The sequence below is a fragment of the Natrialba aegyptia DSM 13077 genome (assembly GCF_000337535.1).
In the GTDB taxonomy this organism is placed as follows: domain Archaea; phylum Halobacteriota; class Halobacteria; order Halobacteriales; family Natrialbaceae; genus Natrialba; species Natrialba aegyptia.
In genome coordinates this window covers 454,069-468,870 of sequence record NZ_AOIP01000015.1, presented here as the reverse complement: position 1 = coordinate 468,870, position 14,802 = coordinate 454,069, and the positions used below count along the sequence as shown (strand labels likewise).

Annotated in this window: 14 protein-coding genes; 12 read left to right on the top strand and 2 right to left on the bottom strand. The window is 60.8% G+C overall.

What is annotated here, in order from left to right; all coding sequences use genetic code 11:
- Positions 1-41 precede the first annotated feature (41 nt).
- Positions 42-1,322 (top strand): HEAT repeat domain-containing protein, encoded by a 1,281-nt coding sequence (locus C480_RS06255; protein WP_006664779.1) that lies wholly within the window; start codon positions 42-44, stop codon positions 1,320-1,322.
- A complete protein-coding gene (locus C480_RS06250) occupies positions 1,319-2,182 on the top strand; it encodes a CheF family chemotaxis protein (RefSeq protein ID WP_006664778.1) in 864 nt (287 codons plus the stop codon). Before C480_RS06255 ends, C480_RS06250 begins: the two co-directional genes overlap by 4 nt.
- 166 nt (positions 2,183-2,348) lie before the next feature.
- Here the strand turns inward: C480_RS06250 and C480_RS06245 are convergent, their stop codons facing one another.
- Positions 2,349-2,543 carry a hypothetical protein gene (locus C480_RS06245; protein ID WP_006664777.1) on the bottom strand — a complete coding sequence of 65 codons (195 nt, stop codon included), beginning with the start codon at positions 2,541-2,543 and terminating at the stop codon, positions 2,349-2,351.
- Between the two features lie 234 nt (positions 2,544-2,777).
- Between C480_RS06245 and C480_RS06240 the strand changes: the two genes are divergently transcribed.
- The 7 genes from C480_RS06240 to C480_RS24495 all read left to right on the top strand — a co-directional run bounded on the left by C480_RS06240 (position 2,778) and on the right by C480_RS24495 (position 8,574).
- Complete coding sequence (locus C480_RS06240) at positions 2,778-3,365, top strand: archaellin/type IV pilin N-terminal domain-containing protein (RefSeq protein ID WP_006664776.1); 588 nt, start codon at positions 2,778-2,780, stop codon at positions 3,363-3,365.
- A gap of 2 nt (positions 3,366-3,367) precedes the next feature.
- Positions 3,368-4,036, top strand: coding sequence for an archaellin/type IV pilin N-terminal domain-containing protein (locus C480_RS06235; protein ID WP_006664775.1), 669 nt, complete (start codon positions 3,368-3,370; stop codon positions 4,034-4,036).
- Positions 4,037-4,236: 200 nt separating this feature from the next.
- Positions 4,237-4,734, top strand: a complete 498-nt coding sequence (locus C480_RS06230) for a flagellin (protein WP_006664774.1) — start codon at positions 4,237-4,239, stop codon at positions 4,732-4,734.
- Positions 4,735-4,760: 26 nt separating this feature from the next.
- Positions 4,761-5,240 (top strand): flagellin, encoded by a 480-nt coding sequence (locus C480_RS06225; protein WP_006664773.1) that lies wholly within the window; start codon positions 4,761-4,763, stop codon positions 5,238-5,240.
- Positions 5,237-6,427 (top strand): FlaD/FlaE family flagellar protein, encoded by a 1,191-nt coding sequence (locus C480_RS06220; RefSeq protein ID WP_006664772.1) that lies wholly within the window; start codon positions 5,237-5,239, stop codon positions 6,425-6,427. Before C480_RS06225 ends, C480_RS06220 begins: the two co-directional genes overlap by 4 nt.
- 192 nt (positions 6,428-6,619) lie before the next feature.
- The gene (flaJ, locus tag C480_RS06215) at positions 6,620-8,347 is read left to right on the top strand and encodes an archaellar assembly protein FlaJ (protein WP_006664771.1); all 1,728 of its coding nucleotides are present in this window, start codon (positions 6,620-6,622) and stop codon (positions 8,345-8,347) included.
- Positions 8,348-8,439: 92 nt separating this feature from the next.
- Positions 8,440-8,574 (top strand): hypothetical protein, encoded by a 135-nt coding sequence (locus C480_RS24495; RefSeq protein WP_275040126.1) that lies wholly within the window; start codon positions 8,440-8,442, stop codon positions 8,572-8,574.
- 106 nt (positions 8,575-8,680) lie between these two features.
- Here C480_RS24495 and C480_RS06210 read toward each other — a convergent pair whose 3' ends face one another.
- Positions 8,681-9,475, bottom strand: a complete 795-nt coding sequence (locus tag C480_RS06210) for a DUF7500 family protein (protein ID WP_006664770.1) — start codon at positions 9,473-9,475, stop codon at positions 8,681-8,683.
- 389 nt (positions 9,476-9,864) lie between these two features.
- On the opposite strand from C480_RS06210, the gene C480_RS06205 reads away from it, so the two are divergent.
- The 3 genes from C480_RS06205 to C480_RS06195 are packed head-to-tail and all read left to right on the top strand — an operon-like array spanning position 9,865 to position 14,777.
- Positions 9,865-12,315: a FlaD/FlaE family flagellar protein gene (locus C480_RS06205; RefSeq protein ID WP_006664769.1), complete on the top strand. Its 2,451-nt coding sequence runs from the start codon at positions 9,865-9,867 to the stop codon at positions 12,313-12,315.
- Positions 12,316-12,330: 15 nt separating this feature from the next.
- Positions 12,331-13,089, top strand: coding sequence for an ATPase domain-containing protein (locus C480_RS06200; RefSeq protein WP_006110327.1), 759 nt, complete (start codon positions 12,331-12,333; stop codon positions 13,087-13,089).
- Positions 13,090-13,103: 14 nt separating this feature from the next.
- Positions 13,104-14,777 carry a type II/IV secretion system ATPase subunit gene (locus C480_RS06195; protein WP_006664768.1) on the top strand — a complete coding sequence of 558 codons (1,674 nt, stop codon included), beginning with the start codon at positions 13,104-13,106 and terminating at the stop codon, positions 14,775-14,777.
- Positions 14,778-14,802: the final 25 nt, after the last annotated feature.

Here is a 14,802-nt window from a genome sequence, read left to right as displayed (position 1 = left end):
GCGCTTCCGTCGCCCCGACGCAGGCAGGTGATCTCGCAGCCATGACGTTATTCGAACTCGAACGCAACGCGGATTTCGAACAACTCATCCGACATCTCGAGGCGAGTTCAAATCCGGACATTCGTCGGCGGGCCGCCGAGATTCTCGGCAGTCTCGAGGCGAGCGCCGACGCGGAACCGCTCCAGGGGAATCCGCGCTCGCCGCGCGAAGAGGTGATCGACGCGCTCGTCACGGCATCACAGGACGACGAAAGCGACGAGGTTCGGGCCGCAGCCATCGACGCGCTGGACCAGTACGGCCAGGACGCCCTCGAAGAGTTCATCGGCGATCTCTCGGGGCAGGATCTCGAGGACCTGGCCGAGTGGAAGAAAGCGAAGGTTCTGGCTCGCGGGCTGACCGCCGATCAGCCGGAACTCCGGATGGCCGCCGCGACCGGCCTCGGCCGCATCGGCGAGGACAACGTCGTCAGCGCGTTAGTCGACCGGATCTCCGATCCTGACTCTCGCGTGCGAACGCGCGTCGCCCGCGCCCTCGGACGCATCGAATCCCCAGAAAGCGTCCCCGCCCTTTCCGAGCGATTCCACGAGGATCAGTACTCCGTCCGCATCGAAATCGCGTACGCGCTGGCCGACATCGGCACCGACAATGCGCTCCGCGAACTCGTCGACGTGGCCGACGCCGAGGACGAAGTGCTCCGGCGCATCGCCGTCGACGCCCTCGGGCGTCTCGGCAGCGTCGAGGCGGTCGAAGTCCTCGCGAACGCCCTGAGCGACGAGGCGGACACCGTCCGTCGAACCGCGATGTTCTCGCTCGTCCAACTCCTCTCGGAGGCACCCGCCAACGCGAGCCACCAGATCCGCGAGAAGATCGTCGGTGAACTCGAGGCGGCGGACGAGGACGAAGTCGTCGAGCCGCTGATCGAGATTCTGGATCGAAGTACGGAGACCGCCCAGCGGCGCAACGCGGCCTGGCTGCTCGGTCGCGTCGCGAACGATTCCTCGACGGCGGCCGCACAGGATGCCCTGATCGAGACCATGGCCGACGACGACGAAATGACCTCGAAGTTCGCCGCCACGAGCCTGTCGCTGCTCGACAGCGACGGGCTGGAACAGCGACTGCTCGAACTCGTCGAGGACGACCTTCGCGACGAGGAACTACGGGTCAAGGCGCTGTTCGTCCTGGGGAAGATCGGCGGCGATACCTCTCGGAACCGCCTCTCGAGTTTCGTCGAGCGAACCGATAGTGACCGACTGCGCAAGCGGGGGTTCTCCGCGCTGTCGAAACTCGGCGGCGTCGGGACAGTCACTGGTGATCCAGCATGAGTAAGGGCGAACAGAAACTCGCAGACGTCACCGGCAAGTTCACGCAGGTCGTCCGCGAGGGGCGCAAACTCTCGGACACGAACTGGTCGAACGGCCGGCTCGTCCTTTCGAACAAGCGACTGGTAATCGTCAGCAACAGCGGTAAAGAGACGATTCCACTCTCGAAGATCCAATCGATTCGCGGCCGGTACGACGTCAATCAGACCGTTGCGAAGGTCTCCGACTACATCAGCATCAACTATGGGCCGAACGTCTATCTCATCTCGATGGACGCGGTCAACGAGTTCGAACTGCAGATTCAGAAGGCGATTCTGGACGGCGAGATCGTGCTCGTGAAGCATCCGGCGGTGAAAGGTGGCGTGGTCCAGGATTCGTCGTGGCGAAAGGCCCGCGTGAAGATCAACGAGGGTGTCGCGAACTTCGCGATCGAAAGCGGCGAGTTCGTCCAGATCGAGGTGGACGATGTCGGGACGGTCGAGGGCGACGAACGCACGGTTCGATCCCAGGAACGGCCGGTGATCGAGGCCGAGCACACGGAGGACGGCTCGAGCGTGCAGACGTACCTCTCGGGCTCCAGCCAGAACTGCGCGATGTTGAAATCCGTCCTGGACCGCGGCGCGGAGAAAAACGCCTCACAGATCGATCTCTCCGGCAAGGAAGAAGAGGTGTTGATGGCGATCTACTCGGGCGTCTCGCCGTTTGAAGTGCCAGAGTTTCTGGACATCGATACGGACGAGGTCGAGGAAATCTACGAGCGCCTGATCGAGTTGCAGGTGTTAGAGGAGGTCCGCGTGCGACGCGAGGTTGCCCTGAAGCCGCGCGGACGCAATATCGCGAGCGAAGCGATGAATAACAAGTGACGGCAGACGACACGTGGCGACTCGCCAACGGCTTCTCATTCCCTCTGGCTGACACCGGTTCAACTCAACTCAACGAAAGCACTCGCACACGCGATTCGATTACGAACCAGAACTCGTCCTCACAACCAACTCACAACCAACCCACGCTACCGCACATACACGCCGATCAATCGCTCTTGAGATAACTCACGTCTCGCTCTAACTCGTACCCTCGCGGCACGCCAACGTTCTCCAGACACTCGTCACAGAGCGGCTTTGCATACGTCCGATTGTTCGACTTGCCGAGAATATTCGCATCGTCGAGTAAGACGAGTTCATCACAGCGGCTACACTCGATCTTATCGCCATCCACGATATTCATGCGCTGAACTCGTCGGACTGGGCAGATAAGTGTCCCGGCCGACGGGGACGGAGCTGGCCCTCCGAGAACGGATCGGCCACCAGACTTATTTATGTGGTATCTAATTCGGCCATCAGGTTTAAGATATACAGCTATCGGCAATTAGAGTTAAGAGTGTCAAGTTTGGCAAGTAGACTTAATAACAATCAGTCTGAATCAGGCGGTACTGCCCGGGACTCCCGGGTGTAACCAACTATGTTCGAAACAGACAACGACCACGACCGTGGTCAGGTGGGGATTGGTACCCTTATCGTGTTCATCGCGATGGTGCTGGTCGCTGCGATTGCCGCGGGCGTGCTGATCAATACGGCTGGCATGCTGCAGACGCAGGCAGAAGCTACCGGGGAGGAATCGACGGATCAAGTGAGCGACCGCCTCGAAATCGTGAGTGCGTCGGGTAACGTTTCCGACGCAAGTGATAACAATAACATCACTGAACTCAACTTCGTCATGGCGATGGCGGCCGGATCCGATCCGATCGACCTGAACAAGACGACTGCGCAATTCATCGGTTCAGAGGGTGAAGAGACTTTCACAACCGATAACGGTAGCGGGGTCGAAATCAAAAATATCCAGGGTGTTGACGGGGCACCTGACGAAGCGGTACTGACGGAAACGAGCGACCGCGTCGAAGTGATCGTTTCCCTCAACGAGGTATATAGCACGCTGGAAGAGGGCGATCAACTGTCGGTGATCTTCACGACGGACGCCGGTGCGACGACCGAGATGGAGATCCGCGTTCCGACCACGATTACTGACGAGGATAGCTCGGTGAAACTGTAACCATGTTCGATAACGAAACAACGGAGAGAGGTCAGGTTGGTATCGGGACGCTCATCGTATTCATCGCGATGGTGCTTGTCGCTGCGATTGCCGCGGGCGTGCTGATCAATACGGCTGGCATGCTGCAGACACAGGCCGAAGCGACGGGCGAAGAGAGTACGGATCTGGTTTCCGAACGCGTCGACATCACCAGCGAAGTCGGTATCGTTGAGGACACCGATTCTGACGATCCCACGAACATCACGTCCGTTAACCTGACGGTGACCGGTGCAGCCGGTTCCGACGAGATCGATCTCAACGAGACGATCATTCAAGCCGTCGGACCCAACGGACAGGAGAACCTCGTCATGCCGAAGATCGACGACACCGACGGGACGTATCTCAACTCCACCGAGTCGGGTAACGCTACGGAACTGAACTCGGGACACTTCGCCGTGATCGACGACAACAACAACTACGTCGCATCCGATCAGGCCGTCCTTGGTGACGACGACAACGATTACACGATCATCCTTAATCCGGAGGTCGAACCGTTCGGAAGCACGGCGGAACCGTTCGGACAGGGTGACGAGTCGTCGCTCAGTATCGTTTCGCCGTCCGGTGCGACGACCGAAGTCGAACTGCGCGCACCCGATCTCTTCACCGATAGCGGTGAAGCAGTCCGACTCTAAATCGGTCTCACTGATCTACCGCTTTTTACCTTTTTTCAACGCTGATCTTGTCGCGTCTCCTGTCGGATCGCTCTTACTCAAGAACGGGTTCATCGGCGAGTGACCCCTGGCGCTGGCAAACGGGTCGGCGACCGGCTGCTCTCATCGCACGACGAACTGGCCAGAGGGCTTTTAAGAATCTGAAACGTCACGATGACCTAATGGGGTTCAGTACGAGTGGCGCAGTGCTGGTGATACTGGTAGGGTTTCTCCTTGCCATTAGCGCCATCGTACCGACCGTTTTCAGCGTCGGTGCGGAGACTGGTGCGGCGTTTGCGGCCCAGAATGATCAGTTTCGCGAGCAACAGAATACGGCGATCGCGATCGAATCGTTCGAGTACACCGATGGAACGAACGAGACGGATGCGGTCGTGAACGTCACTAATGAAGGCGCAGCGTCACTGTCCGTCACGATGACGGATGTCGTGGTCAACGGGCAGTTCTATCCAACACGGGGTGTCGACGAGGAGACGACGGTTCTCGCTGGGAGCACCGAGCGCAATCGGAGTGACGTGTGGCTTCCTGGGACACATCTCGAAATCGAAATCGTCGATGACCGGATCGACGACGAGATCGGACTTACCGGAAACGAGAGCGAAGATAGCGTTCGGATAACGACGAAACGCGGCGTCGCCGATTCGGCTGCGATCACGACCTGAGAGGACAAATGGAGGACGAACACTAGATGGCGAGCGTTTCAGCGACACACCTGATCATGTTCATCGGCAGTCTCGTGATCGCCTCGGCGGTTGCGGGAACCGTCGTCATGGAGGTCGGCGAAGTGAGCGACTCGATCGAAATGCGCGGGGGAACCGTTTCCGACGAGATCAAAACCGACATCGCGATCATCAGCGACGAGTCACAGCCGGACGCGATGGTCGAGAACGATACGACGAGCGACGGGTACAACGTGAGCGTCCTGGTGAAAAACGTCGGTAGCAAGGACGTACCGGCTGATCCGAGCGCCGTTGACGCGCTCGTCGATGGAACCTACTCGACGGTAACGGCGGTCGAACGAGTCGATGCCGACACCAATACCTGGAACCCGGGCGGCGTCGTCGAGGTTACGATTTCGACAGCCGACGTGAGCGGCGATACGGAAGTCGTCGTGCTCGTCAACGACGACGAAGACACGATTACGTTCTACTGGGAGGATGACGCATGACACTACTGCTATTCAGCGAACTCGGTGGCGGTGACGAACCGGACCCGGACGAAGACGAGGATGACCTTCTCGGGAGCGATGATGGACTGATCGGTGACGACCTCGGCTTCGACGGCGACGACGGCGACGACGGAGACGACACCGAACTCACCTATCGACTCGACGAAATCGAAAAGGAAGTGGACTCGCTCGGAAATCAGGTCGAGACTGTCCGCGGCGAAAACGAACAGATCAGCGAGTCGATCACGACCGTCGAGCAGAACGTCGATAAACTCGTCGAGATGTACGAAATCGTCACCCAGGGGATCAACCCCTTCGTCGGCGATCAGGAACTCGGCAACGCCTTCGAAACCGCCGCCGGCCAGGGCGGCGTGTTCGGCGGCGAAGACGACCCCGCCGACGATATCGACGACGACATCATCAACTCCGAGGCGGAAGACTTTCTCGACGACGACCTCGATGACGACCCCGCCGACGATCTCGACGGCGACACTGACGACGAGTTCAGTGACGGCTTCGAGGGAGTCGACGAGGAGGGTGACGAAGACGAGTTCGGCGAGACGCTCGACGCGCAAGCGGATTTCGAGGATGACCTCGAACTCGACGCTGACGATGCGGAATTCGAATCGGAGTCGCCCGCCGACCTCGAGTCGGAGTCTGACACCGCGTCTGTCGTCGACGACAGCGATGAGGAGGAGGAGGAGGAAACGACATCCGAGACTGCGTTTGATCCCGACGCGGAGGAAGCGGCGGACACGGACGGAACCGCTGGCGATACCGCCGTCACCGAAGCCGACCCCATTCTCGAAGGTACCAACGGCGAGGTCGGCGACCTCCCCTATCTGGTTCGCCATCCTGCGAGAAACGATGCTGAACTCGCGACGCTCGAATGGGTGCAGTTCCTCGTGAACGCGGCCGGGATCACCGGGGCGGCGCAGACGATCGCCTACTACGAGTCGGTCGAGTGGATTTCGACGCCGGTCGCAACGTACTTGCACACACTCTTGAACGGGTTTGGCGACGGGTCCGGCGACGACGGCGCTGCGCCGACGCCACCCGAGTACGACGACCTGGAGCCGAAATCGGTGCTGAGTAACGCGGAACACAAACGCAGCCTCCAGTACATTGCGGGGATTGCGACGCCGGAGGCAACGCCGCCATCGGGTGAACTCGGGCGGGAGGAGTGAGTTCGGTCTCCGGGCGCTACTCGTTCTCTCGAGAGTTTTGCAGCCGTCATCGCACACCAGCCAGAAGTTTTGTATGACGAGCAGCAGTAGGTGCGAGTACGACAACTACCGGTCCTCGGCCGTCACCGGCCGGTGAGTGGCGAGGGTTGTGCCGGACGGCCACTCGATGGAGCGGAAATCGGAATCACGCACATGGGTATTGCGGACAACACAGCGGCGATAAACGACCTCAGCAAGTCCATCATTCAGGCGTACGACGAGATGGATCTCCCGGCACGGCTGTACGTGCCCGGCGTCTTGCTGCCGGCATTTTTGTTCTTTCTCGCGACGATCGGTATCGCCGTCGTTCTCGACGCCTTTCTCCTCGTCAAACTCCTGATTCCGGTCCTCGGCCTGCTCATCTTCTTCGCTGCGATCGGCTATCCCAGACTGGCCGTCGACCAGCGCCGCATCGAGATGGAGAATCGGTTTCACCTGTTCGTCATCCACATGACCATCCTCTCGACGACGAACATAGACCGGATGGAGGTCCTGCGCCAACTCGCACGCGAAGAGGAGTACGGTGAACTCGCAGACGAGATTCAGCGCATCGTCGACCTCGTCGATGTCTGGCATCTGAGTCTCGGCGATGCGTGTCGCCGTCGGGCGAAAGCCGTACCGAGCGAATCCGTCGCTGATCTGCTCGAACGGATGGCCTACACACTCGGTGCCGGCCAGGAACTCGGCGAGTTCCTCCACCAGGAACAGGACGTTCTCGTCGAGAAGTACTCGACGGTCTACCAGCAATCGCTCGGAAATCTGGACGTGTTGAAGGATCTCTATCTCTCGCTGATCATCTCGATGACGTTCGCACTCGTGTTCGCGATCGTTCTGCCGCTGTTGACCGGAAACGATCCGACGCTGACGACGAGCATCGTGATCGTCCTGTTCGTGTTCATCCAGGTCGGGTTCTTCTTCGTGATCCGTGCCGTCGTGCCCGACGACCCGATCTGGTACCTCGAGGACGGGTATCGAACTGCGACGAAGAAACGGATCCTCGGATCGACCGTGGTCGGACTCGGTCTGAGCGGTCTCCTCATCGTCGGTATGGTCGCGCTGCTTTTCGATCTCGTCCCGGGCGCGAGCGCGGTTCCGATCCACGCGCTCCCGTCGCTGCTTTACATGCCGATCGCGACGCTTCCGCTCTTGATTCCCGGCACGGTCTTCTGGTACGAGGAGCGGCAGGTTTTCGATCGGGATCGGGCGTTTCCGAACTTTATCCGGGCGCTGGGGACGAGCGAGAGTGCAAAACAGAGCACGACTACCGAGGTGCTCGCGACGCTCCGGACGCAGGACTTCGGGCCGCTTACCGAGAACATCGACGACCTCTATCGCCGATTGAACATGCGCCTGAGCACCGAGAAATCCTGGCGGTACTTTACCGGCGACGCGAATACGTTCTTGATACAGAAGTTCAGCGAGATGTACCTGATCGGCCGGGAGATGGGCGGCGGACCGAAGCGACTCGGCGAACTCATCAGCTCGAATATGAGCGCGATCATCAACCTGCGCGAGGAGCGAAAGCAACAGACGACGACGTTGGTCGGCGTCATCTACGGGATCACGGCCGCCTCGGCGTTCGCGTTCTTCATGGGTCTCGAGTTGGCGCTCATGCTGTCGAGTTTCAACATTGACCTGGAGGGACAGGTTGCAGGCGGCTCGCTCGTCCACACCGACCAGTATAACGTGCCTATTCTCCGGTATCTGATCGTCCTCGTCCTGATCTTCAACGCGTTCATTTCGTCGCTCGTCCTTCGCGTCGCCGACGGCGGCCACTTCGGGAACTCCTACATTCACTTCGCGGTACTGCTCTGGATCGGTTCGATCACGGGGACGCTTACGGAACGACTGGTCGACGTGCTGATTTCCGTCGATCTCTGATCGAAACCGTCGCCTCCCCGTCGGTCTCGGGCCGCCGCTGCCGGCCGAAAGACAATTCATGGTTCCGCCGAAACGACGACCGAGACGGGAAGATGACGGACGACCACCTTCGATTTTCGACGGCCGATCGCGGTATCGAATCAATACAGAGCGGACTGTTGCTCTTTGGATTCTCGATTCTGTTGTCCCTGTTTATGGGTGCAGTTATCTTTCTGAACGGTGGCTAGAACGAAAGAGGGAGCTTCGAGGATGGAGACGCCCGGACCGGTGAGACGAACTGTCGAGATCGGTCCCGGAGACGACGGCTCTACGCAACGGCGTCTGGATCCGTCGTTACTCGAGTTCAGCGATGAACTCGCCGATCGTCGCCGACTCGTCTAGTCCGTTGTTTACGGCGGCCTCTCGAACCTGCGAGGGCGTGATTGTGGGTGAGAACTCGGATTTTGAGAGCAGTAACGATGCTGTTTGCATCGTGGGTGTTTTGCGCGCGACGTGCTGTGCATACCAGAGGACGAGGTTGTCGAAGGTTCCGACGACGTCGTCCGACGCCGTTCGGTGGCGAACCGTATCGGTGCCGAACTGTGCGACGATGTCGACTGCGAGCCGAGCGTCGCTTCGTTCGAGTTCAGCGGCGAGGATCGAGCGGGCGTGTTCGGGGCTGGGTGGGTGTTGGGGGTGGTGTTGCTGTGGCTGTGATGGGGGCTGTTGTGGTTGCGATTGTGACTGTGGTTGTGACTGCGGTTGACGTTGTGGTTGTGTGTCGGGGGGTTGCTGGCCTGGTTCTTGGGTTTGGGTTTGCTGTTGCTCTTGCTCTCGGGCTGGCTGTGATGGGTGGTTTTGCGGTTGCCCCTGTTTGTGGGATTGCGAGTGCGTTTGGGGCTGCGAACTGTCTTGGCGCGGTGCTGATGGAGACGACTGTTCTGTGACGTCGGGCGGGGAGTGGTCGGCGGAGACGACGTAGCGACTGTCGGAGACTTCGGCGACGTAGGGGCTGTCGGTAAAGTCGAGGTCTTCGGGGGAAAGCGCGCCGCCGCCTTTGGTTCCCGATGGTTGTTCGCCGGGGAGGACGGGCGGAACGTCCGCGTTTTCCTTCGGGTCCGGTGTGTCACCCTCGTTACTATCTGTCATGGAACGATCGATACTGGGTGTACCACGTCAACGAAAAAGAAACCTTTGTTCGGGTTGAAACGTGTGAGAACGGAGTTCAGCGAGACGAGTTCAGCAGTGTGATGTGGTGGTGTGGCCGTGTGAGTGTGGTGGGGTTGCGTGAGTGTGGTGTGACCACATGAGAACGGTAAGCGAGTACAGGAGCAGGGACAGCGCCTGTCCGGGGAGTGGTGCGGCCGTCTCGGCTGTCGGATCGGCCACAATTACTTAATACGTAGGTTGTTATAGTTTCCTTGAATGACGACTTGGTGCCACCGTGAGCGGCGAGCTGATCGCCGAGTGCAGCTCGGCGGCCGGCAGCAGGTGGCGATGAGAGCGAGGACGAACGACGCTAGCAGAACGGGTTCACCATGGTACTCTCGATAATCGGAAATATACTCGGAGACGGCGACGACCGCTCGGGCTCCGGGAACGGCAGTGATGACCTGGTCGGTGGTGACCTCGCCGGTAGTATGAGTGACGACGAGTTGATGCCCGGGACGCGAACGGACGAGAGCGTTGGCGGGAGCAGTGGCGGCAGCGGTGGCGGTGGTGAGGGAAGCGGCGACGGTGATCTCTTTGACGACGGCGATCTCGGTGACGGTGGAGACGAGTTCCTCGACGACGAGTCGATGTCGCTCGACGAGATGGGTGAGATGGGTGAGATGGGTGAGATGGGCGAGATGGACGCCATGGACGGTGGTGGCGGTGGCGTCTCGAGCGAGATCGAATCCCGTGTCGAGGAGATGGAAAACAACGTTGGATCGCTGTCGTCGACGGTGAATACGGTTCAAAGCGAGAACGAGAAAATCAGCGAGTCACTCGACGATATCGAGGAGAACATCCGCAAGTTGCTCGAGGTGTACGAGATGGTCACTCAGGGGGTAAACCCCTTCGTCGAGGGCGATTCGCTGACGGATTCGATGACCGCCGGTCCCGGTGGCGGTGCCCCCGGAAGCGGCGACTTCGGCGGCGAGAGCCTTTTCGACAGTTCCGGCGACGAGGTGGAAGACGAGGCGATCGATGACGACATCGCGAGTGCCGAAGCCGACGAGTTCCTCGACGAGAGCATCATCGACGACGAGGACGGGGCCGACTTCGAGGAAGACGGCGATCTGGAGGACGATCTGAGTATGGATTCAGAAGGAGACGACGATTCGGATTCGGACGGTGAGACGGGCGGTGACGGGGATCTCTCGTTCGACGAGTTGAAATCCGAGTACGAGTCGGGCGACGCAAGCTGGGATGAGGAGGCTGGGGCCGGCGAGGAGACGGCTGACGAAGGCAATGGGTCTCCGGCGCTTGAAATGGACGAGACCGAGCCCCCGATGGAACCTGAATCCGATCCCGAGACCGGTGCCGACGACCTCGGATTCGACGAGGGGGAAGCGGCGGCGGACGCGGAAACGACGGAGTCTGCGGATGACTCAGCGATCGAGGCTGCGGACGGTCCGATCGAGGAGGCGGATGGCCCGTCTCGGAACGCGGCGGCCGACACCGTCGCTCCGTGGGACGACGGCGGCCGGCCGTATCTGGAGACGATCCCCTCCGAGTACGACACCGAGTTCGTCGTGATGGATTGGCTCGAATATCTCGTCGACGAACTCGGCCTCAACGGCGCGGCCCGGACGCTCCGGTTTTACAGCTCGATTCACTGGGTGAGCGGGTCGGTCGAATCGCACCTCCAGACGGTGTTGAACGGATTCGGCGGCGGGCCGGATATCGGCGATCCGGACCCCCACTCCTCGCTCGGCGTCGATCACAAGCGCAGCCTGTGGTGGATCAGCCAGATCGCGACGCCGGAAAAGAAACGGCGACCGTTCGACGAGTGGGTCGACGCGGAGGGAATTGCGGTCCAACAGGCGATGGCCGCAGCCGAACAGCACCAGCCCGAATCGACGGGAACGGACGAAGAGCCGGTGGACGACCCTGTCGCAGTCGAAGGAGCACCAACCGACGTTCCACCAGCGGATACAGAAGGTGACACAGCAGTTGCGGCCGCAGACGAGGAACTGGCGTTCGACGAGGAAACTGACGTGGCTCCCGGCGACAGCAACGAGACGGAGATCGAACTCGAAGTCGATGCCGAGGGTGATGTCGATGGCGACACTGCCACCGAAGCAACCGACGACGCCACTGCCGACGAGAACGACGATCTCGAACTCGAGTTCACCACGGACGAACCGCTCGATCCGGATGCGGGCACCGATCCGTTCGGTGCGGACGGGGACGACGTCGCCGACGAGGCGACGGGGCCACTGACTGACGAACCGTCCCGCGCCCGCGAGCGGTCGGACGAGCCCGAGCAGGGTGAACGCGCGGACGCGGCCGATCTCGAAACCAACGATGCACAGAAGATCTTCATCGAAGAGGCCGAGGACTCCGCGGACTCCACGGAGTCCGTAGAGACCGGCGGGGCCGAGCCGTCCGTCGGCACCGAGTCGATGACCCACTCACCGTCGGACGGGCAGCGAACGGAACTCGCCGAGCCCGAGGTGGCCGACGGCGGACAGATGATCTGGGTCGATTCCGACGTCGTACTGTCGGCGTCCGGCGCGCGACTGTGTGACACCCGCGGAAACGCCGGACGGGGCGCTGGCGGGCGAGCCGACCGGGCCCAACCCGCAAAGCCCCTCGTCTCCGACGAGCCGGCAGATCTCGACGGCTGGCAGGTAGAACGCATCAAACTCCTGCTCGCGCCGGAGGATCTCGAGCACGACCGGCCTCGCGATCGTGATCGCGACCGTACGCACGGCCACACTCACGACGACCGCGTGTCCGACACCGAACGCACCACCGACGACCACACCCACCAGCAGTAAGGAGACGAGACGACGATGAGTCAGTTTAAAAACATCTTCTCACTCGGCTTAGACGACCGCGACCGACTGAACAAGGAACTCGGCGGCGGTATCCCGACCGGGAGTATCGTACTGATGGAAGGCGACTACGGTGCCGGCAAGAGCGCCATCTCACAGCGGTTCACCTACGGGCTCTGTGAGACCGGCAAGTCAGTTACCTTTCTCTCGACCGAACTCGAGGTCAAAGGCTTCGTCGAGCAGATGGACTCGCTGAACTACAACGTGGAGGAACACCTCCTCTTCGAGAATTTGTTGTTCCTCCACGGCGACTTAGACAGCGGCGGCGTCCTCTCCTCGACGGAGGAGGAACAGACGCGCCAGGATCTATTGACCGATCTGATGGACGAGGACACCCTCTGGTCCGCAGACGTCATCATCATCGACACCTTCGACGCCATCCTGCGCAACGATCCGAAGTTCGAAGCGCTGGTCAGACAAAACGAGGAGCGACAGGCCGCCCTCGAGATCATCTCGTTCCTGCGAGACGTGATCTCCCAGGGCAAGATCGTCGTGCTGACCGTCGACCCCTCGACCGTCGGCGAGGAAGCGATCGGTCCGTTCCGATCCATCGCCGACGTCTTCATCGAACTCGAGATGATCGAAGTCGGCAACGACATCCGCCGGCAGCTGTTCATCAAGCGCTTTGCGGGCATGGGCGAACAGGTCGGCGACCGGATCGGGTACTCGGTTCGGTCGGGGACGGGAATCGTGATCGAGAACCGGAGTGTTGCCTAGAGGGTGACGGTCGCATGACCGAAATGGGAACGCCGAAGCCGTCGGACGAGCTTCAGGAGTTGGCCGCGCGTCGCCCGCACCTCCGCGAGCACCTAAAGAAGTTCAGACAGATCACGGGCGAGTTCCCGCTGTTGATCGACGAGCCCTCCGCCGAGTACGAGACGTCACATCCGAACGTGCTGTATCCGGTCGGTGGACCGATCTACAGCCATATCTACGGCGATGTCGGGACGAAGATGCAGTACTTCGCCGTCGAACCGACGCTCTCGGAAGAGGAGCAATCGGTCTTTTCGACGGTCAAAGACTCGCTGCTTCGCCGAAGCGCGAGCAAGACGGCCCCCGAGAAGGACGCCGAGTACAGCGACCGGATCGAGGAACTCCTGACCGAGTCGACCCACATCAAGGGCGAGGCGGTCGAGAACATTGTCGAGCGGCTCAAGGTTCGCTTCCACCCCGGGATTCAGGAGGTCCCCCAGGAAACCTACGAGAACATCCGCTACCGACTGAATCGGGACATCGTCGGTCTGGGACCGCTCGAACCCGTCATGCGCGACCCGGCCAACGAGGACATTCACGTGATCGGCCCCAACGAGTGTTACGTCGACCACGGCGTCTACGGCATGGTCGAGACGACGGTCGACTTCGGCAGCCAGGACGAGTTCGATCGCTGGCTCAGCAACATGGGCGAGCGAATCGGGAACCCGATGACCGACGCCGAGCCGATCGTCGACTCCACGCTACCCGATGGCTCGCGTCTGAACGTAATCTACAGCGACGACGTGAGCGTGAAGGGGCCGAGCCTCACCATCCGTCAGGGCGACGAGGTACCGCTCTCGGTCACCCAGATTACGAACTGGGGAACGCTCTCGCCCGAGTTGGCGGCGTACCTCTGGCTGTGTCTCGAGAACGAGCGCACCGTCTTCGTCGTCGGCGAGACGGCGTCGGGGAAGACGACGACGCTGAACTCCATCATGACGTTCATTCCCCGCGACTCGAAGATCTACACCGCGGAGGACACCGCCGAGGTGCTGCCGCCTCACGACACCTGGCAGCAGCTCCTGACGCGGGAAAGTCGCAGCGAGGACAGCGCGGACGTCGACATGTTCAATCTGGTCGAGGCTGCACTGCGGTCTCGCCCAGAGTACATCGTCGTGGGCGAGGTTCGTGGCGAGGAGGGTCGCATGGCGTTCCAGGCGGCCCAGACCGGCCACCCGGTCATGCTGACCTTCCACGCGAGCGATATCGTCTCGATGATCCAGCGCTTTACCGGGGACCCGATCAACGTTCCCGAGACGTTCATGGACAACGCCGACGTCGCGCTGTTCCAGAACCGCGTGAAACAGGGCGACGACGTGCTCCGTCGCGTCACGAGCGTGCAGGAGATCGAAGGCTACTCCGAGGAGATGGACGGGGTCGTCACCCGACAGGTGTTCTACTGGGACCCCGTCGAGGACGAAATCGTCTTCCAGGGGATGAACAATTCCTACGTCCTGGAGGAACAGATCGCAACCCTGCTCGGCTACGCCGACACCCGCGACATCTACGACGACCTCCAGTTCCGCGCCGACATCATCGAACGGATGATCCAGGAGAACATCCTGGAGTATCACGAGGTGAACTCGGCGATCGATTCCTTCCAGCGCGACGGCGTCGAAGGCCTGCCGTTCCACGTGACGCGGCCGGACTGACGACCTGGCGAGCGACGACTGTGAC